The 25806-nt window shown below is 31.9% G+C and carries 23 protein-coding genes; 6 read left to right on the top strand and 17 right to left on the bottom strand.

Annotated features, from left to right (window positions below):
* Nucleotides 1-211 precede the first annotated feature (211 nt).
* From KA814_RS12405 to KA814_RS12395, 3 genes are read right to left on the bottom strand one after another with little or no spacing between them, the layout of a single operon-like run.
* On the bottom strand, nucleotides 212-1774 hold the full coding sequence (locus tag KA814_RS12405; RefSeq protein WP_046208075.1) for a peptide chain release factor 3: 1563 nt from the start codon (nucleotides 1772-1774) through the stop codon (nucleotides 212-214).
* Nucleotides 1775-1786: 12 nt separating this feature from the next.
* Nucleotides 1787-2035, bottom strand: a complete 249-nt coding sequence (locus tag KA814_RS12400) for a YueH family protein (RefSeq protein ID WP_267888744.1) — start codon at nucleotides 2033-2035, stop codon at nucleotides 1787-1789.
* On the bottom strand, nucleotides 2016-3500 hold the full coding sequence (locus tag KA814_RS12395) for a UDP-N-acetylmuramoyl-L-alanyl-D-glutamate--L-lysine ligase (RefSeq protein ID WP_210122771.1): 1485 nt from the start codon (nucleotides 3498-3500) through the stop codon (nucleotides 2016-2018). The genes KA814_RS12400 and KA814_RS12395 overlap by 20 nt, the downstream gene beginning before the upstream one ends.
* Before the next feature lie 430 nt (nucleotides 3501-3930).
* Here KA814_RS12395 and KA814_RS12390 point away from each other — a divergent pair, with 430 nt between their 5' ends.
* Both KA814_RS12390 and ltaA read left to right on the top strand, forming a co-directional pair.
* Nucleotides 3931-5106: a diglucosyl diacylglycerol synthase gene (locus KA814_RS12390; RefSeq protein ID WP_046208073.1), complete on the top strand. Its 1176-nt coding sequence runs from the start codon at nucleotides 3931-3933 to the stop codon at nucleotides 5104-5106.
* Nucleotides 5084-6286 (top strand): lipoteichoic acid biosynthesis MFS flippase LtaA, encoded by a 1203-nt coding sequence (gene ltaA / locus KA814_RS12385; protein ID WP_064209420.1) that lies wholly within the window; start codon nucleotides 5084-5086, stop codon nucleotides 6284-6286. Before KA814_RS12390 ends, ltaA begins: the two co-directional genes overlap by 23 nt.
* A gap of 127 nt (nucleotides 6287-6413) precedes the next feature.
* Here ltaA and KA814_RS12380 read toward each other — a convergent pair whose 3' ends face one another.
* The 3 genes from KA814_RS12380 to KA814_RS12370 form a co-directional block, all read right to left on the bottom strand.
* Nucleotides 6414-6923 (bottom strand): YjcG family protein, encoded by a 510-nt coding sequence (locus KA814_RS12380; RefSeq protein WP_019469079.1) that lies wholly within the window; start codon nucleotides 6921-6923, stop codon nucleotides 6414-6416.
* A gap of 85 nt (nucleotides 6924-7008) precedes the next feature.
* A complete protein-coding gene (locus tag KA814_RS12375; protein WP_046208071.1) occupies nucleotides 7009-7755 on the bottom strand; it encodes an esterase family protein in 747 nt (248 codons plus the stop codon).
* A gap of 98 nt (nucleotides 7756-7853) precedes the next feature.
* A complete protein-coding gene (locus KA814_RS12370; RefSeq protein WP_046208070.1) occupies nucleotides 7854-9425 on the bottom strand; it encodes an alanine/glycine:cation symporter family protein in 1572 nt (523 codons plus the stop codon).
* A 337-nt stretch (nucleotides 9426-9762) separates the two neighbouring features.
* On the opposite strand from KA814_RS12370, the gene cozEa reads away from it, so the two are divergent.
* The gene (gene cozEa, locus KA814_RS12365; protein WP_064209421.1) at nucleotides 9763-10848 is read left to right on the top strand and encodes a lipoteichoic acid biosynthesis protein CozEa; all 1086 of its coding nucleotides are present in this window, start codon (nucleotides 9763-9765) and stop codon (nucleotides 10846-10848) included.
* An 85-nt stretch (nucleotides 10849-10933) separates the two neighbouring features.
* Here the strand turns inward: cozEa and fabI are convergent, their stop codons facing one another.
* The 7 genes from fabI to KA814_RS12330 form a co-directional block, all read right to left on the bottom strand.
* The gene (fabI, locus tag KA814_RS12360) at nucleotides 10934-11704 is read right to left on the bottom strand and encodes an enoyl-ACP reductase FabI (protein WP_046208068.1); all 771 of its coding nucleotides are present in this window, start codon (nucleotides 11702-11704) and stop codon (nucleotides 10934-10936) included.
* A 303-nt stretch (nucleotides 11705-12007) separates the two neighbouring features.
* Complete coding sequence (locus tag KA814_RS12355; protein ID WP_064209422.1) at nucleotides 12008-13846, bottom strand: monovalent cation:proton antiporter family protein; 1839 nt, start codon at nucleotides 13844-13846, stop codon at nucleotides 12008-12010.
* Between the two features lie 8 nt (nucleotides 13847-13854).
* Nucleotides 13855-15255 (bottom strand): magnesium transporter, encoded by a 1401-nt coding sequence (mgtE, locus tag KA814_RS12350; protein WP_103161403.1) that lies wholly within the window; start codon nucleotides 15253-15255, stop codon nucleotides 13855-13857.
* A gap of 11 nt (nucleotides 15256-15266) precedes the next feature.
* A complete protein-coding gene (locus KA814_RS12345) occupies nucleotides 15267-16121 on the bottom strand; it encodes an RluA family pseudouridine synthase (protein WP_064209423.1) in 855 nt (284 codons plus the stop codon).
* The gene (locus KA814_RS12340; RefSeq protein ID WP_019469071.1) at nucleotides 16121-16930 is read right to left on the bottom strand and encodes an NAD kinase; all 810 of its coding nucleotides are present in this window, start codon (nucleotides 16928-16930) and stop codon (nucleotides 16121-16123) included. The genes KA814_RS12345 and KA814_RS12340 overlap by 1 nt, the downstream gene beginning before the upstream one ends.
* 11 nt (nucleotides 16931-16941) lie before the next feature.
* Entirely contained in the window at nucleotides 16942-17577 is a 636-nt protein-coding gene (gene yjbM / locus KA814_RS12335) for a GTP diphosphokinase (RefSeq protein WP_046208064.1), read from the bottom strand.
* 16 nt (nucleotides 17578-17593) lie between these two features.
* Complete coding sequence (locus KA814_RS12330; protein WP_046208063.1) at nucleotides 17594-17941, bottom strand: UPF0738 family protein; 348 nt, start codon at nucleotides 17939-17941, stop codon at nucleotides 17594-17596.
* 189 nt (nucleotides 17942-18130) lie between these two features.
* Here KA814_RS12330 and KA814_RS12325 point away from each other — a divergent pair, with 189 nt between their 5' ends.
* The 3 genes from KA814_RS12325 to yjbH all read left to right on the top strand — a co-directional run bounded on the left by KA814_RS12325 (nucleotide 18131) and on the right by yjbH (nucleotide 19979).
* Nucleotides 18131-18715 carry a CYTH domain-containing protein gene (locus KA814_RS12325; RefSeq protein ID WP_046208062.1) on the top strand — a complete coding sequence of 195 codons (585 nt, stop codon included), beginning with the start codon at nucleotides 18131-18133 and terminating at the stop codon, nucleotides 18713-18715.
* Nucleotides 18716-18802: 87 nt separating this feature from the next.
* Nucleotides 18803-19174 (top strand): globin domain-containing protein, encoded by a 372-nt coding sequence (locus tag KA814_RS12320; RefSeq protein WP_064209424.1) that lies wholly within the window; start codon nucleotides 18803-18805, stop codon nucleotides 19172-19174.
* A 16-nt stretch (nucleotides 19175-19190) separates the two neighbouring features.
* Entirely contained in the window at nucleotides 19191-19979 is a 789-nt protein-coding gene (gene yjbH, locus KA814_RS12315; RefSeq protein ID WP_210122467.1) for a DsbA family protein, read from the top strand.
* A gap of 711 nt (nucleotides 19980-20690) precedes the next feature.
* Here yjbH and pepF read toward each other — a convergent pair.
* The 4 genes from pepF to spxA form a co-directional block, all read right to left on the bottom strand.
* Nucleotides 20691-22499: an oligoendopeptidase F gene (gene pepF, locus KA814_RS12310; RefSeq protein WP_210122765.1), complete on the bottom strand. Its 1809-nt coding sequence runs from the start codon at nucleotides 22497-22499 to the stop codon at nucleotides 20691-20693.
* Between the two features lie 126 nt (nucleotides 22500-22625).
* Entirely contained in the window at nucleotides 22626-23531 is a 906-nt protein-coding gene (locus KA814_RS12305) for a competence protein CoiA (RefSeq protein ID WP_210122764.1), read from the bottom strand.
* A 593-nt stretch (nucleotides 23532-24124) separates the two neighbouring features.
* Nucleotides 24125-24841 carry an adaptor protein MecA gene (mecA, locus tag KA814_RS12300; RefSeq protein WP_064209428.1) on the bottom strand — a complete coding sequence of 239 codons (717 nt, stop codon included), beginning with the start codon at nucleotides 24839-24841 and terminating at the stop codon, nucleotides 24125-24127.
* A 312-nt stretch (nucleotides 24842-25153) separates the two neighbouring features.
* A complete protein-coding gene (gene spxA / locus KA814_RS12295) occupies nucleotides 25154-25549 on the bottom strand; it encodes a transcriptional regulator SpxA (protein WP_040030144.1) in 396 nt (131 codons plus the stop codon).
* Nucleotides 25550-25806 lie beyond the last annotated feature (257 nt).

Genomic DNA, 25806 nt, shown 5'->3' with positions numbered 1-25806 from the left:
CTCGACAGTATTTTTCTGCCCATTTTACCGGAAACGTTTAACGTTTCGTAATGACGACAAAATGACTATGTTAAAAAGATATATAAAACAGACATTTCACAAAAATATTACTATCTCATATATCTCCTTAAAAACAGTTAAGTTACTCCCCTCCGACTACAAAGTCATAGGTATTCTATTAATAATATAGTATTATACACAATTAATCATATTATAACAAACTGTATAATTTAATTTCTGGAAATTTTTCTTCAAACCATCTCGTTGCAAACTCATTTTCAAATAAGAAAACGTAATTATCATAAACATCTTTAACAAGAATAGAACGAGAAGAGCTCATTTTATCTTTAATATCTTCTTCATTTTCAATCCATCTTGCAATTTTTGGACCAACTGGTTCCATGATGACATCGACATTATATTCATTTTTAAGTCTATGTTCAAATACTTCAAATTGTAACTGACCTACCGCACCAATAATAATTTGATTGGTATGCAATGCTTTATAGTATTGAATTGCGCCTTCTTGAACTAATTGTTCAATTCCTTTATGGAAATGCTTCTGCTTCATGACATTTTTGGCAGAAACTTTCATAAATAATTCTGGTGTAAACTGCGGTAATTCTTGGAAACTGAATTTTTGGTTGCCACCTACTAATGTATCTCCAATTTGGTAATTACCTGTGTCATACAAACCTATGATATCTCCAGCAACTGCGTGATTAACTGTTTCTTTATCATCAGCCATAAACGAAGTCGAACGTGTTATTTTCTGTTTCTTTTTCGTTCTTTGTAAGGTAACATCCATACCTCGTTCAAAAGCGCCACTAACTACCCTCATAAAAGCAATTCTATCTCTGTGTTTGGGATCCATATTGGCTTGAATTTTGAAAATAAAGCCTGAAAAATCCGTATCGTAAGGTGTAACTTCAATATCTTCTTTCGTTTGTCGTGCACTTGGCATAGGTGCATGATCAACATAAGCATTTAAGAAATTTTCTACACCAAAGTTCGCTAATGCTGATCCAAAGAACACTGGTGTTAAATCACCATTTCTCAAAGCTTCATTATCAAATGTTTCTCCTGCTTCTTCTACCAACATTAATTCTTCGATTGCTTGTGTAAAGGCGCTATCATTTTTAATATTATGATCTTCTTCCAGTTCATAATCATCATTTAAATGTAGTACATTTTGTTCATCTCTAAATGGCTCAATCGTATGTGTATCTCGATCAATGATACCAAAGAAATTTTGTCCCATACCCACTGGCCAATTCATAGGATACGTTTCGATTTCCAGTGTAGACTCGATTTCATCTAACAATTCAAATGGCTCTTTTCCTACTCTATCTAACTTATTGATAAACGTAAAAATAGGAATACCTCTCATTTTACAAACTTTGAATAGTTTTAAAGTCTGAGGTTCAATACCTTTTGCACAGTCTATAACCATTACAGCACTATCCACTGCCATTAATGTTCGATATGTGTCTTCGGAAAAGTCTTCATGCCCTGGCGTATCTAAAATGTTGATTTTATAATGATCATAATCAAATTGCATCACTGAACTCGTTACTGAGATACCACGTTCTTGTTCAACTTTCATCCAGTCACTTGTCGCAAACTTACCGCTCTTTTTACCTTTTACGGTCCCTGCTTCTCTTATTGCCCCACCAAATAACAGTAACTTTTCTGTTAATGTGGTTTTCCCAGCATCAGGATGTGAAATAATCGCAAAAGTTTTTCTGGATTCTACTTCTTCCTTTATACTCATTTGTTCTCTCCTTTAATTCTCAAATATCGATTGACCAATATCATCAGCAATTTGTACTGCTGTTGACTCATCAAGTAACGTAAACAAGTGTACCACAAGTTCCTCCTTGATATCATCATCATTTAACGAAGTATCAATTTCTAATGACCAATTGAGGTCTGGTATTGCCATAAGTAAGACATCAGCGTCATCATTTTTATAAATATAACTACGAACTGTTACACCATTCAGACTTATAGGCTTAATTTTCAACAGGACCACCGCCAAACTTTTTATAAGCCGCTTCTAAACCGATTAAGTCATCTCGATGCGGTACTTTTACATGACCAGGCATAATTTGATAAGGCTCACGCCCTTTTGACGCCAAGACAACTGTATCACCAGGATTAGCAATTTCAATAGCATGACGAATCCCTTCCGCACGATCTTCGAATTCAACATAATTACTATGCGTTGCGCCTTTAGCAAGTTCACTTGTTAATTTTTTTGGATCATCATTTGCTGGATTGTCAGGCGTAAAAATAACATAATCCGCTCTACAAGCGACACGACCCATTTTAGGTGTTTTCCCCATATCTCTTTCTCCAGCCATTCCACACAAGAAAATCAATTTCTGTTTTGCAAAAGGTTTCACTGCATCTATAAGTTTATCCATACCATCTGCTGTGTGTGCATAATCTATAATTAAATCAATTGGTAATTTTGGGTCTAAAACTTCAAGTCGACCTTCAACTGGTTCTAAGTTTTCTACCGCTTGAATAATTTCTTCTAAAGTAGCACCTTTTGCCCAAACAGCTATCATTGCTGCCATAATATTAGAGACATTGAAAATGCCTACATATGGTGACTTCACAGGAAATGTACCTTCAGGTGTATTAAAATCAAATGTTACACCTTGTAAAGACTCATGAATATTTTCAGCCTTAAATTGTGCATGTTCTTTGATGCCATACGTAAACACCTCGTAAGGTGTAACTGAAGCTAAATATTCTGAGAATTCATCATCTTGATTTAAAACAACATATTTTTCTTTTGATAAATCTTCACCTAACTGGCTGAATAATAATGATTTGGCATGACCATAAGCTTCCATTGTACCGTGAAAGTCTAAATGATCTTGCGTTAAATTTGAAAACACAGCAACATCAAAATTAACACCACTTAAGCGTCCTAATGATAATCCGTGGCTTGATACTTCTAAAGTCATAGCTTGTGCTTGTTGTTCTACAGCTTCATGAATTTTTTTCGTCAACGCAACTGTTTCAGGAGTTGTATTTGTACCTTTAGATTTTTCTTCGTTAATTTGAAAACCATTTGTACCTAAATAAGCACTACCTTTACCTAATTTTCTATATATGTGGTGTATCATTGTTGCTATAGATGTTTTGCCATTTGTCCCGGTAACACCATATGTAGTAAGTTGTTTACTTGGATAATTAAATAATACATTTACGAGTAAACTAGCAACACGCAACGTGTCAGGAACGATAACTTGCGTTACATCACCTTTCAACAGTTGTTCATGATTTACCACAATAACTTTACAGCCTTGATTCACAACATCTTGACAAAATTTATGACTATCGACGGTATAACCTTTAGAAGCAACAAATATGCTGCCTTCTTTAGCTGTACGCGAGTCCGTTGTTATATCATTCACATTCATATCTAATGTTCCAATCACTTGTTTAACTCTAATTTTTTTAAACAACTCGTTTGCATTCAACATTAACCGCTCCTTTATTTCCAATACTTCTATTATACACATTTTCAAGTGATTTTATAGAAACTAATATTGCATTTTGCCTTTTCTCTACCATTATATATTTTTTTCGTTTTTATTTAAAAACATTATAATTACCGTAAGTATAAACTAGATTTAAAATGTTAATCATATGTAATTAATTATGTAGATTTTCTTTTTTATTTATTTAATTTCTTTTAAGATGACTTATTTTAAAAGCATGCGTGGTATGGTATAAATATAGAACAATCTAAATTTATCATGATATAATTTTTAAAAATAAGTATGAATTATTTTCTATGCGTTTGTAAAATGATATACTCTCTATTAATTATGTTTTTTCTTTCGCATGACAACAAAATGCGTTAAACTTAGCATGAGCTAAATTTATACTATTGGAGGGTGACTCAAAATGGTTACTCGTAACAAAAAAATATTGATTATTACTGGTTCTTTTGGTAACGGACATTTACAGGTTACTCAAAGCGTAGTAAACCAATTCAACGAAATGAATCTAGACAATTTAACTGTCATTGAACATGATTTATTTTTAGAAGCTCACCCAATTTTGACTTCTATATGTAAAAAGTGGTATATCAATAGCTTTAAGTATTTCAGAAATATGTACAAGTCTTTTTACTATAGTAAACCTGACCAAATAGACAAATGTTTCTACAAATATTATGGTTTGAATAAATTAATTAATTTATTACTAAAAGAAAAGCCAGATTTAATTCTACTTACCTTCCCTACGCCAGTGATGTCTGTATTAACTGAGCAATTTGATATGAATATTCCCATTGCCACAGTTATGACAGATTATAGATTACAAAAGAATTGGGTTACACCACATTCTCAACGATATTATTTGGCAACTGAGGAATTAAAAGATGAATTTGCTGAATTAGGCATTCCAAGAAATCAATTAAAGGTTACAGGCATTCCAATTTCTGATAAATTCGAACAAGATATCGACCAATCTGCATGGTTACGTCAAAATAATTTGAATCCTGACAAACCAACAATCCTTATGTCAGCAGGTGCTTTTGGTGTTTCTAAAGGATTCGATCAAATGATTAGCGATATTTTGACTAAAAGTCCACACTCGCAAGTCGTCATGGTTTGTGGTAAAAACAAAGATTTGAAGCGCACATTATCTAGCCAATTTAAAAATTATGATAACGTACTGATTTTAGGTTATACAAAACAAATGAATGAATGGATGGCTTCAAGTCAATTGATGATAACAAAACCAGGTGGCATCACTATTTCTGAAGCACTAACGCGACAAATACCAATGATTTTCTTAGATCCTGCGCCAGGACAAGAGTTAGAAAACGCGCTCTATTTTGAAGAAAAAGGTTATGGTACAATCGCTTATTCACCCGATGAAGCTATACAACAAGTAGCCTCATTAACAAATCATCCAACTTCACTAGTGGAAATGTCTGAAGCAATGAGTGAATCGCGCATTCCATATTCAACATATAAATTATGCAAAGATTTGTTAGAACTTCTAGACCATTCGACACGTTATGAAGAAGTTTATGGAAAGGTTCCTTTATATGCAAAGCTCTTCGTTAAATAATACTAACTACAATTCAAGCACAAATTTTATTATTATGTTGATTATTTTATTTTTAATGGAGTTTGCTAGAGGTATGTATGTATTGAGTTACTTAGCCTTACTTCCAACGGCAACTTCTATTGCGGTAGGTGTTACATCTATCGCTATTTCTATTCACTTTATTGCTGATGCAACAACAAACTTTGTCATTGGTTTTTTACTTAAACGCTTAGGTACTAAACTTGTTTTAACACTTGGATTTTTATTAGCTTTTGGTAGTTTGTTTTTAGTCATTTGGTTTCCTACATCACCAATCGTATTAATCACAAGTGCGATATTACTAGGTATCGCAGTGAGTCCGATTTGGGTCATTATGCTTGCAAGTGTTGATGAAAATAACCGTGGTAAACAAATGGGATATGTCTATTTCTCTTGGCTACTAGGCTTATTAGTCGGGATGGTTGGAATGAACTTAATCTTTAAATTCCACCCAACACGCTTTGCGTTTATGATGTCATTAGTCGTATTGATTGCATGGATTTTATACTATTTTGTTAAAATCAGGCTTACTAACTACAATACAAGACCTGTAAAGCAACAATTAGGACAAATTGTAAACGTGACCAAACGTCATCTCATTCTATTTCCAGGTATTTTATTACAAGGTGCTTCAATCACCGCCTTAGTCCCAATATTACCTACATATGCGACAAAAGTTGTCGGCGTTTCAACCGTAGAATATACAATAGCAATTATCATTGGTGGTATAGGTTGTGCCATTTCTATGCTATTTTTATCTAAAATTATAGATAAAAATGGAACATTATTTATGTACAGTATCATTTTTGGTGGTTTTGTCTTATACACTATAATGATATTTGCTTTATCTATTATTACAGATATTAAACTAGTCTGGGGCTTAGCATTATTTATTGGCCTAATGTATGGTATCTTATTACCTGCATGGAATACTTTTATGGCTAGTCATATCCATATGGATGAACAAGAAGAGACTTGGGGCGTGTTCAATAGTGTTCAAGGTTTCGGGTCTATGATTGGTCCACTCGTAGGTGGTTTAATTACAGAATTCTCTAAATCTGTTAATAATACATTTTATTTTTCAGCATTAGTGTTCTTATTTTTAGCAATATTTTATGGCTTGTATTTTATTAAAAATAAAAAACAACACAATCACACTTAAGTATATGAGTACGTTTCAACATACAAAAGCGTCGCTATCATTTTAGAAATTATCTAAAAATATGATAGCGACGCTTTTAAAACTTCAATATTATCATCGATTAAAATGATAATTTTATATAAAAAAATTATGCAAAATTAAAATTCTCTAATACTTTCCATTTTTCTGCACTTTCATCATAGTAAACTAAAGAAAGTTGCTCAATTGCTTCTTTATAGTCAATACCCGCTAAGTTCAATTGACCAAAAATGTCTTCGAACTCTTGACTAGTCAAGCCTTGTGCAATTGTAAAATGTGGTACAAATGGATGTTCTGGACGACCATAAAAATCACCACTATTGAATTGATTAAATAATTTTTCTAAATTGTCCGTTTTGGCAACTTTAAAATAAATTACATTTGTAATTGGCGCAAAGTTTGATGCCTTTGTCGCGTGTACTTCAATCGGTGGTATTCCCTCGATTCTTGATTTGATTGTCTCTTTGACAGCGTCAAGATCACCTTCGTTTATTTTAAAATGCTCTTTAATCGTAATGTGTGGCATAATCGTTGCATAGTGAGCATCATAACGTTTACGGTATGCATTTACTTCATCTTGAAACGCTTTTGACGGAATTAATGCTAATCCTAAAATCATTTAAATTCCTCCTTTGTTTAACATAACTACATTATATCAAATTTCACAAAAATTCGTTACTTTTAACTAAATTTCCTACAGATAATTAAAAAGAAATATTATCTGATAAAAAATATTTTAATAAATCATCTAGTAAATGTTTCCAAGATTTCCATCTATGTCCCCCATCAAACTCTGCATAGTGATAAGTAATATCACTATTTTCGATAATCGATTTCAACTGGCGATTAGGTGTTAAAAAATCCGCTTGCTTTCCGGTCGTTGGTAAAGCAAAGTCTTTTTCTTCTAATCCAACTGTATGCCAAATCGTCAATTGTTCTTGAAATTGACATCGTTCAATTAATGTTTGTATTACCTCATCATGTTGAGGACTCAATAGACCTACTTGGCTAAAAATTCTTGGATAGGATAAGGCTGTGATCAAAGCTGCACTCCCTGCTAAACTATCACCTAAAATAACTCTGCCATTTCCTACTTTATATGTTGGGAATTGAGCGTCTATAAACGGTAAAATTTCATTCGCCATACATTTTACAGTTAGTGCTGTTTTTGCTCCTTGAGGATGAAATTCTGCTCTTCTTTTTTCAACATCTTCATAATGAAAACCCACAAAGATTGCTCTTTCTACTTCATTTGCTTCCCATAATTTTTCATACGTTCTGTGTATTCTACCAAAGCTAAAAAAATCCAAACCATCAAAACAAAAGACGACCTTGTATTTAAATAATTCTGTGAAATCTTTAGGTAAATAAATAGAAAGTGTGATGTCTCTATCTAATATGTCGCTTGAAAAATTAATTTTATTAATTCGTCCTGCTTGAAAATTGTCCATAAAATAATGCGCCCCCTCATAGTCTTAATGACATTGTATCAAGAGACGCAATATTTTAAAATAACTCCTTTTTATTTAGCAAAGTAAGATATTATTTTTTAATCGTTAATATTCTCTTTTTTAAGGCGTTCAGGATAATCTTTTAGCCAAAAAACAGCATTGGGTACTTTTTCTGGGTCTGGTTTATAAATCGCTTTTCTACCAGATCCTAAACGCTTTTTCTGCAATTCATAATCTTTCAATGCGTTTATAGCTGGTTTGTGTAATAGCCAAATCGCTATGATATTAAGCCATGCCATCATGCCTACACCTAAATCTCCCATTAACCATGCTATATCTGCCGTTTTCACTGCGCCATAAACTGTTGCTAATATCAATACAATACGAGTTATATTGATAAATATAAAGGAAGTTCTATAATTTGCAGATCTCGTTAAGTATGCAATATTGGTTTCTGCAATATAGTAATAAGCCAATATAGTAGTAAAAGCAAAGAAAAATAATGCAATTGCTATAAAGTAAGATCCGAATCCAGAGAATGATGGATCAAAATGATAACTTCCGCCTTGTAAAGCCTTATCTATACCTGCTTGAGCATACATTGCTGTACCAGAATAATCTTTATCTCCATTTGACATTTCAACAAAGATACCATTATCTTTAATCAAACTCGCTTTATCACTAGGTGTATTGCCACCATCCGTTACATTATATGTACCAGAAAGCAAGATGATTAGTGCGGTTGCAGTACAGACAAATAAAGTATCAACGTAAACTGAAAACGCTTGCACCAAACCTTGTTTTGCTGGATGTGACACCTCTGCTGCCGCGGCTGCATGTGGCCCAGTACCTTGACCAGCCTCATTTGAATAAAGACCTCTTTTGACTCCTATTTCAATCATTGCACCTACAATCCCACCAAATGCTGCTTGCATGCCAAATGCAGATTTGAAAATTAATGCAAACAATGCAGGAACCGCTTCAATATTAAGTATAATGATAATAACCGCCATTAATATATAAAACACTGCCATAAATGGTACAACTGCTGTCGCTGCATTAGCAATCCATTTGATTCCCCCAAAAATAATTAATCCGATAATGATTGCTAAAAATATGGCTACAACCCATGGATTTAATTGAAACGCATTTTTCATAGAACTGGATATAGCATTGGATTGAACACCTGGCAATAATAATCCGACTGAAATTACAGTGACAATTGCAAAGATCAATCCATATACTTTGCCCAGTTTCCCCTTTATACCATATTCAATATAAAATGCTGGTCCACCTCTATATTGTCCCTTCTCTTCTCGTTTATATATTTGACCTAGTGTCGATTCTATAAAGGCGCTACTTGCTCCTAAAAATGCTGTAGCCCACATCCAAAATACGGCGCCTGGTCCACCAATAAATATTGCTGTCGATACACCTACAATATTACCAGTACCTACACGACCTGCTAACGATAAGGCGATTGCTTGAAAACTTGAAATACCAGTTGGTGACTTTTCACCTTGAAACATAAGTCGAATCATTTCTTTAAAGTGTCTGACTTGGAAAAATTTCATAAATAGTGAGAACAATATACCAGTGATTAACAAACCATAAACTAATGGTTTGCTCCATACTATGTCATAAAGCCAAGTTAAAAAACCTTCTATCATAACGTATCCCCCTTGTTATACCATTAAAGAAAATGATATTTTTTAATATTATACACATATGTTATGTTCCGCGCAACGCATTATATAAGTTATTATTTTCACAATTTATATAATGCGTTATGAATTTTTTATATAAATAACATTAATATATTTAATACTTATATTATCTTATAACGTACTACTTATTATTAAGTAACAATTGTTACTTACCTGAAATTGCAGTCAACCACACGGTGCGACTAAGTACAAACTTTCACAAATTTACCTTTTGTTCTATCTTTTTTTAAGATATACTGAATTATAAATTCAAATAAAGTTTTATAGGAGGAACCATTCTATGCTTAACAAAGTATGGTTTAGAACAGGTATCGCTTTATTAATCCTGTTTTTACTAATCAAATTGATTATGGAAGTACATAGTATTTTCACACCATTCATTATTATCCTTCAATCTGTGTTACTGCCATTATTATTGAGTGGCTTTTTGTTTTACATTTGTTTGCCTTTTCAAAAAATACTTGAAAAGAATCATGTGCCACGCTGGGGTAGCATTACTCTAATCTTTATAGGCTTAATCATAATTATTAGTATTGTTATTGGGGTATTAGCTCCGTTAATTGCAGAACAAATTGAAAACTTAGTAACTCAAATACCTGCATTACAACATGAAGTTCAAAACATCATTAATTTCGCTCTAGATCAAATGGAAAGATTGCCTAATGATGTAACAGATCGCATTAATAAAATGGTACAATCTATCAGCGACAGTACTGCTGATATTTTATCTAACTCTTTAGGTTACTTAACATCATTTATTTCAACACTTTTCTTACTGATAATGGTTCCGTTCTTTTTAATTTATATGTTAAAAGATCATGAACGTTTTATCCCTTTCATCGCAAGACTATTTAAAGGAGACAGAAAAGTTTTCACTGTAGAATTATTGAAAGATTTAAATGAAACTGTTAAATCCTATATTCAAGGCCAAGTTACAGTAAGTATCATTCTTGGAATTATCTTATACATTGGTTATTCAATTGTAGGACTTAACTACACATTATTACTCGTTATGTTTGCATGTGTAGCAAATATGATACCGTTCTTAGGTCCTTGGATGGCATTTGCACCCGCTGCAGTCATTGCAATTATTCAAAGCCCTACAACATTTATATGGGTATGTATTATCACGCTGATTGCACAACAATTAGAAGGTAATGTGATTACACCTAACGTAATGGGTAAATCACTTAGTATTCATCCTTTAACAATTATTGTAGTGATATTAGCTGCAGGTAATCTTGGCGGTTTCGGTCTAATCTTAATAGCTGTTCCATTATATGCTGTCATTAAAACCGTTGTCAGAAACGTATTCCGTTATAGACAAGAAATTATTGCAAAAGCCAATAGTGACGTCAAAGAATGAAATAATGATATAAAACAAAAAGACTATTCGTTTCAGTTGTTGAAACGAATAGTCTTTTTATATGTTAATAATTAAAGATATTTAATTATTTAACGATATGATAACCACTGTCTACATGGATATTTTCGCCTGTAACTCCACTTGAAAAATCACTCAATAAGTAAGCTGCAGTTTTACCTACTTCTTCTTGGTCTACATTACGTTTTAATGGCGCACGTTCTTCAATTTCTTTCATGATTGTGTTAAAACCACCAACACCTTTAGCGCTAAGTGTACGAATTGGACCAGCTGAAATCGCATTGACACGGATATTATCTTCACCCAAATCTAATGCTAAATAACGTACATTTGCTTCTAAACTCGCTTTAGCTACACCCATCACATTGTAATTTTGCACAGCATACTCGCCACCTAAATAAGTAGTAGCAACAATACTACCACCCTCAGGCATGATTTTTTTTGCTTCTCTAGCAACAATTGTTAATGAATATGAACTAATGTCTTGTGCCAATAAGAAGCCATCACGAGATGTATCTGAAAAACGACCTCTTAAATCTTCCATGTTAGCAAAAGCAATCGAATGATAAACACCGTCAATGTTACCTACTTCTTCTCCAATTTTTGCAAAACCATTGATAACATCTTCGTCTTTTTGTACGTCTATTTGATACATTCTAATTGTTTGTTGATCTAACTGTTCAACAAGTTTTTCCATTTCTTTTTTACTACGTTCTTTACGATATGTAAAAACTAAATTCGCACCTAATTTGTCTAATACTTTAGCTACACCAAAACCGATACTACGTTTATTAGCAATACCCATAATGACGAATGTTTTATTTTCTAAATTTAACATGAAAATAACTCCTTTTTTAAATTTTCATTGTAAATTGGTTCGAGATGTTATAATCATACTTCCTATCACTTCGCTCGATGCCAATTCTAACAAACTTTATTTTAACATTGGTTTCATTGTTTAAACAATTCATTTTACATTCTATAAACGAATTCATCGTTTTTTGCTTTCTTTCGAGTTGAAATTTTGACCAACGCTTCATTCAATTAATCAGTACTAACAGCTTAAAGTAACTTGCATATTGTTCTTTCACTACCTATTAATACATATTTTAGGATTTCAATACTATCCCAGATATAGATGTTAATAATAAAATTCTAATTCACGTTTTAACTCATCAACATACTCTTTAGATCCCGTTACAATGACACGGTCTTTATAGCGTAATTGAGTATCACCATGTGGTACAATCGATTCATTATTTCTAATGATTCTCACAAATATAATATCCCCATCAAACGGGAAATTACGTAATTGAATTTGATCATATTTGTGATTTAGCATTGCAATTTCATATAAAGATGTTTCCACATTACTTAAAAGATTAAGCATATTTGGTGTTTCTATTAAACCTTTCAAGAGTATCTTATTACTCATAAAGCCACTAAATACTTCTATACCTTCACTTTGTAAACCTTCATCACCAGTACTCGCTTCTAACCTACATATAACTCGATTTACACCATGGCTTTTGGCCATTAAAGCCACTTTTCTATTAATATCGTCATCATTTGTAGAACAAACAACAATATCTCTTTCAAATAAACCTAAACGCTCTAATAATGGTTCTTCATAATCTGCAATTTCAATCATCGAAATTGCATCTGATAATTTACGTTTATCACTTAAATCATTTCTATAATATAACGAAACTTGATAAAGTTGTGATGTTAAATTCTGAGCAATTGGTATGGTTAATTGGTTTTTACCTATTAAACTCACTTCAATCTGTCTTGTTGCTTCATCTGGCATCGGGAACATTTTCTTAAATATAATTGGTACAAAAACACATGTAATAACTGCACTTAATATTAAAATACCTGATATTTCAGATGATATTGTTCCAAGTTTTTCAGCAATTTTTGCAGAAGCAATAACCAACGATAAAGTTGACGTTAGCAAGAAAGCTGAAGAAATTGTTGTTTTCATATCAAACCATCGACGTATATAAAATACTGGTATTAATTTAGATATTAAAAAGGCCAATATTAAAAATGGAATGATAAGTAATAATGAAGGCTCTTTTATTAACATTGGTATATTTAAATCTACACCAACCATGATAAAGAATATTGGAATAAAGAATCCGTAACCAAAGGAATCTAATTTCTCTACCATATCCTCATCAGGACCCAGTAAAGAAACAATCACGCCGGCTAAGAAAGCGCCTAGAATATTTTCTGCACCAACGCCTTCCGCCAAAGCAACTAGCATGATAATTAACGCAAATACCGCACGTATACCAATTTGTGTTGTACCATCCATCAGTTTTTGCAAGAATTGTGCTTTCTTAAATAATCCACCTAGGAAATAAAAAACAAGCGCAAATACTACTAAACTCCCTATTAACCAAAGTGATGTGCCACCTGAAGCGTGTAGTGTTCCGTACGCAGTTAATAATATCATTGTCACTAAGTCAGCTAATACTGCTACTAATAATATGAATTGTCCGATAGTTGTACGCATAATATTCATTTCTTTTAGTGTAGGTACCACAACACCTAATGAAATAGTAGAAATAATAATAATCATTAATAAAACATCATCAATTAAACCAAACCATTTAAATGCATATGCAAATACAATTGAAATAACCATAATAAATAAAAATACAGTAAGTGCTAATTGTAAATGACCGGGTTCTTTACTTTTTTCATTATCTTCTAATGCGCCTTTGTCTTTTTTAAATGCTTTAAAATCAATTTCTAAACCACTCAAAAACATTAAGAATATAAAGCCTAATGTAGATAAAATATTTAACATAGCATCACGTTCTACTATGTTTAAAAAAGAGTGCCCAATAAGAATACCCATTAATATTTCTGCTACAACAACAGGCAAGAATGTAATTCGCAATCTATTGATTAGTATCGGTGTAAGGAATGCTGCCATTACAACGACAACAAGTGATAAAAATTCCATGTAACCCCCTATAATAAGTAAGACATGAATGAAGTTGCTAATCCAAAGTAAATCAACATACTCACAATATCATTGATTGTAGTTATAAATGGACCACTAGCAACTGCAGGGTCAATTTTTAGTTTATTCATAACTAATGGAATCATTGATCCCACTAATGTACCTACTGTCATAGCAATTGTTAAACTGCTTGCCACGATCGTAGCTAAAATTGGCTGTCCATAAAGCACCATTATAATAATAAACAGCAATATAGCACAAATCAAACCACTTAAAAAACCGCTACCTGCTTCTCTCAATGCGACTTTAAAATTACTTTGTTCGTCAATTTCACCAGTTGAAATATTACGTACTGATACGGCAAGTGATTGTGTCCCAGAATTACCAGACATACCACTGATAATTGGAATAAACGCTGCCAATAATGACACTTGTGCTAAAGTATCCTCAAATGATCCAAGTATCGTGGCTGTGATCATTCCTAAAAACGTTAAAATAATTAGCCATGGCAAACGTTTCTTAGCAGTTTTAATGACTGAATCATTGGTTGCATCAACATCAGATACCCCGGCTAAACGAGAGTAGTCTTCACTCGCTTCTTCATCCATAACATCTAAGATATCATCGATTGTAATAATACCTAATAAGTGATCTTGATAATCGACAACTGGCATAGCGATAAAATCATAATCACGCATTTTCTGAGCAACATCTTCTTGGTCATCAGCAGCATTAGCACTGATCACACGTTCGCTCATTATGTCTTCTATATAAGCATCATTTTCTGCTACGATTAAATCTCTTAGTGATAAAACCCCAGCTAATTGTTTATGCTCATTCACTGCAAATATGACATAAATTGTCTCAGCATCTGGCGCTTGTTCTTTAACATGCATTAAAGCTTCTTTCACTGGCATTGTTGATTTTAAAGAAATATATTCCGTCGTCATGATACCGCCAGCAGTATCCTCTTCGTAATGTAATAATGCTTTAATTTCTTTTGCATCTTCACGGTTCATCAGTGTCAACAAGCTAACAATTTTCTGCTTAGATAATTGATTCATAATGTCTACTGCGTTATCGTATGACATATTTTCTAACACTTTGCTAGCATATGTAGCATCCATAGTATCGAACAGCGCTTCATACGCTTCTTCATCAATTTCTAATTGTTCAAAGAAATCTGCTACTTCTTCAGGGGACAATACTTCAAACATTTTTTGTCTAATATCTTCATCGCTGTCTTCAAAGTATTCACTTTGTTCATATGTGTGCATCGCTAAGAATTCTTCTCTAAATTCACCAATATGATTTTCATGCAGTAATTTATCTAGCATTTCTTGATCATATACTTGCTCATCTTCTAAAACGATTTGGTCTTTTTCATTTGCCAAAAGTCCCACCTCCATAGTTACTCAAATTATATCATATTAAATATGTTTTCTATTGCATCATATTTATCTTGTATTTCAATCTTTTGATCATAGATTGGATGTATAAAAGATATTTTAAAACATCGTAACAACTGATGTTTAAAATACGAATGTTCTCCTCCATATAAATCATCACCCACAATAGGATGTCCTATATGCTGAAGATGGACGCGAATTTGATGTGTCCGGCCTGTTAATAAAGTAACTTCACATAAACTGTAATTATTTTTATGGTCTAAGCATCTATATTTTGTTTTTGCTTGTTTACCATTTGAATTGACTTGTCTTGTAATAATACTAGCAGGATCTCTAGCAATAGGTGCATCTATGATTCCTTGTGATTGCAATTCACCATAGCATACGCATAAATAGGTTTTATCAATGTGTATGTTTGACATCAGATGATGTAAAAAACCATGTTTAGCAATCACAACAATACCTGAAGTATTTCGGTCAATCCTAGTGACAATATGCGGTACGATGTTTTGTCCTGATTGTTTAAAATAACCTAGAACTTGTTCAGCTAAACTAAAATGTTTATGTTCTCTTGATGGTGCGCAGTTTTGAAAAGCTTTTTTAGAAACGATTAATAAGTATGCATCTTCATATAAAATATTTAAAGACTTATTGAATGGGATTAAATTATTACTAGCTGTCTCGTAACCTAAATGTACCTCCACTATATCGCCGTTCTGTAATTGCTTACGCACAGTTTCTGCTTGTCCATTAACAATTAAAGCGCCATTATGCTTAATGGCGCTAATTGTATTCTTAGAATACCCTTGCTCCTGTAAAAAAGTTCTTAGCATTTGAGGGTCTCTAATCATATACGTAAATTGCATTATTCATCGTCTCCACTTGAAATAAAGGAATCATGTACTCTTTTCCAAAATGGAAATGGTCTAAACCTAGCAAATCTAATTTTTTCATTTGCCACTCTAAATTGAATTGCATTAACATTTTTATGTTTTATGCTGACGTGATCTATGGTTGTTAAAATCTTATCATGATTCACTGGTGTAATCAGACATGTATGATGTTTGGGCAATACTAATGGTGACCCAACCGTTCTGAATACTCTATTATTAATAGAAGCGATTTCGGCGATTTGCATCGCTTCCAAAGAAGGATGTATTAACGCACCACCCAACGCCTTATTATATGCAGTAGAACCTGATGGTGTTGACACACACAGTCCATCTCCTCTAAAGCGTTCAAATTGGTTTCCTCTAATATTCACATCCACAACAAGTGTAGAACCATTTTCAGTTTTCATCGTCGCCTCATTTAATGCTAAGTATCTCGTCTCATATCCATTATCGTTATAACGCACTATAATTTCTAATAGTGGATATTCTATAACTTGGAATTCTGAATTATTAATTTCAATAATCAATTTCTCAACTTCATGTGGCAACCAATCTGCATAGAACCCTAAATGTCCAGTATGTATCCCTACAAATGCGCACCTCGATAACATGTGACTATACTGATGGAAAGCCTGTAATAAAGTACCATCTCCACCAACTGATATGACTATTTCAGGATTTTCCGTATCTTCAACCATTTCAAAATCTTTCATGTGATTAATCATCTTATGCTTTAAAGCGTTCGACTTAGAATCACCTTTAGATAAAATTGTATAGCGCATGATTGCACCTCCTAGTCATTATCATGCTTTTTAGCACGTTTTTTGGAATAGTATTTTTGAGCTTCTTGAATTTCCTCTTTAATTTCTGACATTTCTTCATCAAGTAAAAACGCTGCTTCAGCCGCACGTTCTAGTCGGTGCTGAATTTCTGGCGGATAATCTCCATCATATTTATACCGCAAAGTATGCTCGATTGTTGCCCAAAAATTCATGGCTAATGTTCTGATTTGAATTTCTGCTAAAATTGACTTTTCACCTTTAAGTGTTTCGATTGGATATTCAATAATTACATGATATGAACGATATCCACTTTGTTTTGTATTACTGATATAATCGCGTTCTTCTACTACTTTGAAATCTTGACGTTGTCTCAAGAGATTGACCACAATATCGATATCATCGACGAATTGACACATTAATCTCAAACCTGCTATATCATACATTTCTTCATGTAATCGATCAAATGAGATTTGTCTTTTATTTGCTTTATCAATAATGCTAGTCATAGGTTTAACACGACCCGTCACAAATTCAATCGGTGAAGCATTATCTTCTACATCATATTGTTTTCTAAGCCCTTTTAATTTTACTTTTAATTCATCAACTGCTTGTCTATATGGAGATAAAAATTGATCCCATTGATTCATTGTGCTTCACTCCGCTTCACTCTAATTCGAAAGTATCTTCCACAACAGAAACAAACTCCTTACCATAGTTTGAATTACCTTGAATATTTTCTAATATATAATTAAATTCTCTATCGAATTGTTTTAGTTCTAAATGATCATTAACGATAATCTTTTTATTTTTATTTTCATGTAGCATAGACCAAGTTTCTTGAACAAAAATCAAATATGAATACGACTGGCCGTCATCTAAGATATATGCAAAGCTATAATTATCACTATCAACAAGCATTTGTCCTGCTTCTTGTAAGCCTTCTGTAGATTGTTCTGTATAACACTTTAAACTATCTTCTGTTACTTTAATTTCATTCACATAAATACGCATGCTTGTTCCTCCTTATTCCTCATTATTTTAACATAATTAAGACGTACATAACACGTTACATGACTATTATTATGTCATCAATTGACTTAACGTAAATATAATAATTTTCAGCGTATAATGCAATCTAATTTAAATTAACTTACAAGTCCTTTAAAATGAATTATCATATATATTTAAGGAGTGTAACGCGTGGCAACTAATAATGAAATTGAATTTAAACAGTTATTGTCTGAAGACGATTATCAAGCTATATACAACACCTATTTTTTAAATATCAAACCATTTAGTCAAACTAATTATTACATCGACACATTAAATTTCGATTTAAAATCTCATCAATCAGCTTTGAGAATTCGCGTTAAAGATGATGCATACGAAATGACGTTAAAAGTACCAGCTGAAATTGGTTTGATGGAGTATAATTTCGATACAATCGTTGAACCAAAACTAAACAAGCACATCAAAAGTCAGGATCTGCCCCAAGATATTTTAAACCAACTCCTAAAAATGGACGTAGATATTGATGCATTAATCGTCTTAGGAGACCTAACTACCGAACGTATAGAAAAAGAAATTAACGGAAATCTACTTGTTTTAGATAAAAATTATTACTTGGATTTCCAGGACTTTGAACTTGAATATGAAGTAAATGATTATAATGAAGGATTAGTTCAATTTAAATCGATTCTTAATCAATTTAATATCAATCATGAAATTCCAAACAATAAAGTCCAAAGATTTTTCAATCGCAAACGTAAATTAAACAACAGTTAATTGCGCACAATATTAAGAAGTCGAATTACTTCCAAATGTAAAAATTCATGTTATATTAGTATTATATTAATAGGATATGGTGATACTATGACTCAAACAGCTTACGAGGTTATCGGACAAGACGCCTTATTTAAAATGATTGACCATTTTTATGATATGGTTAAACGTGATGATAGAATCAATCATTTGTTTCCTGGAGATTTTGAAGAAACAAGCAGAAAACAAAAACAATTCTTAACACAATTTTTAGGCGGACCTCAACTGTATACAGAAGAACATGGTCATCCTATGTTAAAAAAAAGACACTTGGAATTTGTAATAACAACATACGAACGTGACGCATGGCTTGAAAATATGTATAAAGCTATTCAACAAGCAGATTTTTCTGCAGGCGTCGGGGATTATTTATATGAACGATTACGTTTAACAGCGAATCACATGGTTAATTCCGAAAATTAATTGTAGGTGAAAAAACATGGCTGAAGAATTAAAATTGATAAATGCTAATAGTCGTGAAGATGCAAATCTTTCACCTTTGAGTAAGATTGAAATTTATTCCTTTTTCGATCCATTCAGTAAAGAGTGCTTTAAATTGTCTGCGATACTTTCAAAATTACGACTTGAGTATAAACAATATATAAGTATTAGACATATTTTAAACCCTTCTTTACGTGTATTAACAAAATGCCAAGCACAAAGTACATCAAATTTAGATAATATTGCACTTGCCTATAAGGCCGCCGAACTCCAAGGTCGATTACGGGCGGAGCGTTTTATCCATCTTGTTCAAAATGAGATAATACCAAAACGAGATATTATCACTGAAGAGATGGTCAATAATTGTATAAGTAATGCTGGCCTTGATTATGAAGTCTTTAAAGAAGACTTACATAAAAGTGCTTTAAAGGAAAGCTTACAAGTTGACTTGCATATCGCTCGAGAAATGGAAATTGAAGAAGCACCCTCTCTTGTATTCTTTAATGAAGATATTCATGAAGAAGGTTTAAAAGTCGAAGGCTTTTACCCTTATCACATATATACGTACATCATAAACGAACTGATTGGTTCACCGATTGAAAAAGAACTCCCACCAAGTTTGGAAACTTACATCTATCAACAACAATTAGTAACCAAAGAAGAATTACTGACTATTTATGAATGGCCTGAAAAATTATTGAATAAAGAGCTGAAAAAATTAGCATTACAGCAAAAAATAGAAAAACTTAGCTCACCAGAAGGTAAATTTTGGAAGTCAAAAGTTTGAAATATTAATTTTGTTAATATCTATATCAATATACTGCACCATAAAACGTAGTATATTTTATGGTTAAAAACTTGTGACATACAACATGCTTACTTTCCGAATCAAAAGCTAAAAGCATAAGTCAAAATAAAATGACTTTAAAAGATTTTATATAGGTTAATGATTTATCTAGAAAATGTTTCATAAACTTATAAAAGTTAAATAAACATTTTGAATATACGCAAATATCATAGTAGATAGAATTACAAAATTTCATAAAAGTAAAGAAATGCCAACTTCTATATGAGTATTAAAGAAGTTGGCATTTTTATTTATCATTCCTAGTTATGATCACTCAATCACTTTTTTGTATAATATATACTTGCAATTACTTGCTTAGTAGTTGCTAATTGTTAATCATTATTTTCAATATACATTCATGTTTTATATAAAATTCCAGTCAAAATATATGCTGAAATATCTGAATAGTTATTCAATTTCTTATACATATAAAAGTCTTTAAAAATGAACATAAAAAAACGCCGTGTCTGATTACACGGCGCTAAACAAAGGGGATGGGAGAAATTTTTCACTTCAAACAAAGGGGTATGTTTGTTATGTGATTAATTTCATGTATATAATATAACACGGTGTTATATACCTTTCAACCTTTAAAATTAAATAAATCTCCTTTGTCACAAACTTGTCATATTGTAAACGAATACATTCATACTAAGCTTTCATTAACTTTTCAAAAGCGTCTAATTTTTGTTCGAACACTTGGCAAGCTTGTTCAATTGGTTCTGGAGTTGTCATATCTACACCTGCATTTTTTAAGATTTCAATAGGATAATTTGAACTACCTTTTTTCAAGAATTCATTGATATATCGCTCAACAGCAGGTTTACCTTCTGTTAAAATTTGATGACTTAAACTTTGAGCTGCACTGTATCCGGTTGCATATTGATACACATAATAATTCATATAAAAGTGTGGTATTCTAGACCATTCTTTACTAATATTTTCATCTGTTTCAACAGAATCTCCAAAATATTTTCTGTTGAGCGCTGCGTATTCTTCATTCATACGGTTAGCTGTTAATGGTTCTCCTGCTTCTTCTATTTGATGGATTTTATGTTCAAACTCTGCGAACATTGTTTGTCTAAATAGTGTTGCACGGAAACGTTCAAGTTCTTGGTTTAATAGTAATAATCTGCGCTTGTCATCTAAATGTTTATCCATATAATCACTTAATAGTGCTTCATTACAAGTCGATGCAACTTCTGCAACGAAAATAGTGTAATCACTTAAATTAGATGGTTGATTTTGACGACTAAAGTAGCTATGTGCTGAATGACCAAATTCATGTACTAAAGTATACAAATCAGAAACAGTATTTGACCAATTTAGTAAAATAAACGGATTTGTTAAGTGTGCACCTGATGAATAACCTCCAGAACGTTTACCTTTATTTTCAAAGACATCTACCCATCGATGATTTAATCCTTCTTCTACAACTTTCATATATTCTTCACCCATCGGTTGTAATGCTTTCAACATCCAATCTTTAGCCTCTTCGTACGGCATTTCAAATTTAATATCTTTAACAAGTGGTGTGTAAACATCATACATTTTCATGTCATCTAAGCCCAATAGTTCTTTGCGCAATTTAGTATAGCGATGAAGTAAAGGTAAGTTTTTATGAACTGTTTTCACTAAATTATCATATACAGCTTCTGGAATGTGATTATTACTTAACGCTGCTTCTCTTGCTGTTTTATAGTTATGTGTTCTAGCGTTAAAAACATTTTTCTTAACTTCTCCAGCGAGCGTCGCACTTAGTGTATTATTATAAGCACCGTATGCTTTATATAAATTTTCATAAGCAGATTGACGTAATACGCGATCATCTGATTCCAGACATTTAATGAATGTTCCTTGTGTTAATGAATGTCGTTGGCCTTCACTATCTATCGCATCTTCAAATTCTAAATCCGCATTACTAAACATGCCATACACATTGTCAGGTGTAGACAATGCATCTTGTGCTTCAGTTAGTAATCTTTCTTTATCTGCACTCAATACATGTGGTCTTTTTTCATTAATTAATTTTAAATCAAATTTGTAACGTTCCAAATCATCATTTTCATCAATAAATTTTTGTATCGTTGCTTCATCTATTTGTAGAATTTCTGGCACTAAGAAACTCCATGCTGAGCTGAATTTTATAATTAATTGATGTGCTCTAGATTCATAACCTGTGTATTTATCATTCGCTGTATCTTGATCTTGTTTTAAATGTGCATATACATATACTTTTTCTAACTTAGAACCTAATTCATCTTCTAGTGCTAATGCATTATATAGTGTAGATGAGCTATCAGCTAAGTGACCGACATATTGTTGTTCTTTGCCGATATTATTTTCTACTTCTTTAAATGCATCTTCAAAAGCATTGTCAGATTCAAAAATGGTAGATAAATCCCAAGTATATTCTGGATATTTACGTTCTTGCTCTTCTCTTGTTAATTGTTGTGTCATAATATCTAGTAAACCTCCTATAAAGTCTATTAGTATAATTTTCTCATGTCATGATTATTTTTGCACGCTATAACACCCATGATTATGATAGAATTGTTTGAACTTTTGAACAACGCTATGGCTTATTTAAAAATGATTTAATTCTATCAGTTGTTTAAATCGTGTCATGTTAAAAGTGTGTGTACGCCACAAATATATAAGTTGTAATTGCCAATACACAGGATGTGACTTAATATAAATTTGTTCTGGGTAAATTATACCTATATATTTATTTACCCATGCATCCGTTAATTTTAAATTATACATCACACTTAAACTTGGTTCTAAAACTGAGTGTGTTTTACGGCAGTTTCTCAAATAAGTGCTTATAGCAATTTTGGATAATTTTAAGGGCTGTGTTGGCGCATGATAAACACGCTCTATTTGAATTTGATTAATTAATTGTGCAAATGTCATACAATGCCTTTTGGCAATAAATTGTTGCCCTCCTAAAAAATTAATCACTTTATAACCAAAAAGAATTTTATGTGTTGTATCCCACGATAATAATAATCTATTATGAATGTTAATAAAATTTCTTTCGTATTTTGATAAATACAAAACACTATTACTTTTATTATATTTAACTTTTTTTGTTATCCAATACACTTTATACCCAGCATCTTGTAAAGTTTTACTGCGTTTTGAAATACATGCTGTCGTTACTTTTGAAAATTGTATTTCTAATACAATTTCATCATCAATGATTAAATCAGGATATTGGCAACTTTGTGGTACATAAGGTTCGATGTTAACTTTGTGATTTAAGCCTTTTAACTCACGAGCAATATGGTATTTTAAATTAAAATGTTCTTGTGATTCATTTTTATGACAGTATGAACGATTATTACGGATATGCGCAAAATGAGGTGTATTGTATGTTCCTTTTTTTAATATCACTTTGCATTTACAAAATGGGCAACGATAATGCTTATTTTTTATCGCATCTTTTGCCCAAACGGCCTGATTTCGATTATTGTTCGCGTATAACATTTCTTCACCTCATTTAATTACACGTGATAAGCCAACAAATTACTATACTTTATTTAGAAATCACCTTGTTATTACATAAAGAATCTGAGACATAAATCCTAGAAAAATAGCACGCAGATGATTTAATTCAATTTATCTGCGCGCTTCTTTATGATTCAATACTTCGTATTGTTGACTTGCTTTCTTAGAAAACAGCTTCATACTGCAGTCTTCAGCTTATCCTGTTCCTTCAGTACCTCACCAAAATACAACGTATTCATACGTAATTTCACATTAAAATACTTTAAAAACAACGTCTTATATCAACCAAAATGATGTTAACAATTATTCTACATGTAGACACCCAATCTGTATGCTCTAGTCGTACAATAGAAAAAGATCAATAATGGTATCTGAATGATGTAGCTCTCACAGAATCAAATGACTTATTTTAAAACAATACAGAAAAAGGCAATTTCTATATGATTTCAATAGAAATTGCCTTTTTTCATTTGTCCAAGAACCTTATGTCCCAGACTGTCAGTCTCAAATTAATCTACTAATCAAATCATAATCATTGTTGATAATAATTTATATTAGTTTCTTTATCGTAGTTATTCTGTTGTATCAGGAAAATAACGACGTACTTGTGAAGCGACATTATGACTCATAATAATTTTTGCGTAATCGTTTAAATATACTTCTGATTTATCAGTAGGATATGCGAACTCAAGTAATTGACTGTAACTATCGTTAATTGTTTCTTGTCCAACTGTTTCATCAAAGTGAACAGCGTAGTAATATACATTATTAAAACTATATAATAAATCTTCAAACTCATCTGTTCTTTGATTATTATGGTAAGCATAATCAATTACTTCTTCCAAGTCATTAAATCTAACTATAACAGTACGTGTATTTTGCGGCTTACGTTTGTTGCGTTCTTGATCTTGTTGTGTCTCTTTTTGTTGTTGTCGTTGTTCAAATAAATCCTCTAAACTATCATCTTGATCAAATGTTTGTGATAATAAATCATTAACTTGATGATCTAATTGGTCATTGTCTTCATCAGACATATTGATAAGATCTTCGTTTTTAGATTTAGAAATTGTTACTTCAACGCCCTTTTCAAAAGCATGTACTTGAATCCATAAAGGACCTTCAACAACAAAATCTTCTTCTTCATTGATTTCTTCCATCATGTTCCAAAAGAATTCTTCTCCACGTTTGCGATTAGTCCATAAATCTTCTCGTTTAAAACCTCTTGCTTCTATATCACTATATGTTATAAATAGTTTAACGGTAGTATCGTCAACTCGCTCTATTCTCATATCATCTCACTCCTTACAGTCGATGAATAGTAATCATTATTGTATTAGAACGTAGTAAGAATTACAATTAATTTGTTTGATTAATTTTTACTATTTTCTATTTGGTCTCTTATAATAACATATACCCTTATAAAAGGCCAAAAAACAGCACTTTTTATAGAGTGCTGTTTGAATTTAGTCAATAATTATTCACAATCGAATAATCGATTTGTTTGACGTAAGTATACATTTATCTGTTATGGTAAACACAACAAAACCACAAAGCAACATCACAATAACATTACTTTATGGCTTAATCGCTCTATTTATAAATTAATCAACCATACGTTGCGCTTCTTGCAATTGGAACGTACGTACTTTTCTAGGTAAAAAACGTCTGATTTCATCTTCATTATAACCAACTTGTAAACGTTTATCATCTAAGATAATCGGACGTCTTAATAAACCTGGATTATCTTGGATAATTGAATATAAGTCTTGAAGTGGTAAAGCATCAATATCTACATTTAATTTTTGATAAGTTTTAGAACGAGTAGATATGATTTCGTCTGTTCCATCTTCAGTCATTTTTAAAATTTGTTTAATTTCATCAATTGTTAAGTGTTCTGAAAAAATGTTACGCTCCGTATACGGAATGTCATGTTCTTGTAACCATGCTTTCGCTTTACGGCAAGATGTGCAACTTGGTGAAGTAAATAATGTTACCATACATCTCACTCTCCTATTTTTCATGAATATAAATTCATTAGATTTCAATTTTTATATGATTAAGAAATTACTAAGTCATTTTTACCTCTCTTAACCTTACAATTAAAGTATACCCTATCAACATTAAAATTAAATGAGAATTCTCTAATTTTTTTAAAAATTTTCAAATAAGCTTAATTCCCAATCAATTTAGTTAGAAATATTGACATGTATACAGTTTAACATAACTTACAAATGATTGAAATACTGTTATACTA

Origin of the sequence: Staphylococcus sp. GDY8P196P (genome assembly GCF_017891705.1) — a bacterium.
GTDB lineage: Bacteria > Bacillota > Bacilli > Staphylococcales > Staphylococcaceae > Staphylococcus > Staphylococcus ureilyticus.
This window is presented reverse-complemented; position numbering and strand designations above follow the sequence as displayed.

Coding starts and splice junctions, on each gene's coding strand:
- KA814_RS12405 (WP_046208075.1), bottom strand. CDS start 1,774: ATGAGTATAAAGGAAGAAGTAGAATCCAGAAAAACTTTTGCGATTATT.
- KA814_RS12390 (WP_046208073.1), top strand. CDS start 3,931: ATGGTTACTCGTAACAAAAAAATATTGATTATTACTGGTTCTTTTGGT.
- ltaA (WP_064209420.1), top strand. CDS start 5,084: ATGCAAAGCTCTTCGTTAAATAATACTAACTACAATTCAAGCACAAAT.
- KA814_RS12380 (WP_019469079.1), bottom strand. CDS start 6,923: ATGATTTTAGGATTAGCATTAATTCCGTCAAAAGCGTTTCAAGATGAA.
- KA814_RS12375 (WP_046208071.1), bottom strand. CDS start 7,755: ATGGACAATTTTCAAGCAGGACGAATTAATAAAATTAATTTTTCAAGC.
- KA814_RS12370 (WP_046208070.1), bottom strand. CDS start 9,425: ATGATAGAAGGTTTTTTAACTTGGCTTTATGACATAGTATGGAGCAAA.
- cozEa (WP_064209421.1), top strand. CDS start 9,763: ATGCTTAACAAAGTATGGTTTAGAACAGGTATCGCTTTATTAATCCTG.
- fabI (WP_046208068.1), bottom strand. CDS start 11,704: ATGTTAAATTTAGAAAATAAAACATTCGTCATTATGGGTATTGCTAAT.
- KA814_RS12355 (WP_064209422.1), bottom strand. CDS start 13,846: ATGGAATTTTTATCACTTGTTGTCGTTGTAATGGCAGCATTCCTTACA.
- mgtE (WP_103161403.1), bottom strand. CDS start 15,255: ATGGAGGTGGGACTTTTGGCAAATGAAAAAGACCAAATCGTTTTAGAA.
- KA814_RS12345 (WP_064209423.1), bottom strand. CDS start 16,121: ATGCAATTTACGTATATGATTAGAGACCCTCAAATGCTAAGAACTTTT.
- KA814_RS12340 (WP_019469071.1), bottom strand. CDS start 16,930: ATGCGCTATACAATTTTATCTAAAGGTGATTCTAAGTCGAACGCTTTA.
- yjbM (WP_046208064.1), bottom strand. CDS start 17,577: ATGAATCAATGGGATCAATTTTTATCTCCATATAGACAAGCAGTTGAT.
- KA814_RS12330 (WP_046208063.1), bottom strand. CDS start 17,941: ATGCGTATTTATGTGAATGAAATTAAAGTAACAGAAGATAGTTTAAAG.
- KA814_RS12320 (WP_064209424.1), top strand. CDS start 18,803: ATGACTCAAACAGCTTACGAGGTTATCGGACAAGACGCCTTATTTAAA.
- yjbH (WP_210122467.1), top strand. CDS start 19,191: ATGGCTGAAGAATTAAAATTGATAAATGCTAATAGTCGTGAAGATGCA.
- pepF (WP_210122765.1), bottom strand. CDS start 22,499: ATGACACAACAATTAACAAGAGAAGAGCAAGAACGTAAATATCCAGAA.
- KA814_RS12305 (WP_210122764.1), bottom strand. CDS start 23,531: ATGTTATACGCGAACAATAATCGAAATCAGGCCGTTTGGGCAAAAGAT.
- mecA (WP_064209428.1), bottom strand. CDS start 24,841: ATGAGAATAGAGCGAGTTGACGATACTACCGTTAAACTATTTATAACA.
- spxA (WP_040030144.1), bottom strand. CDS start 25,549: ATGGTAACATTATTTACTTCACCAAGTTGCACATCTTGCCGTAAAGCG.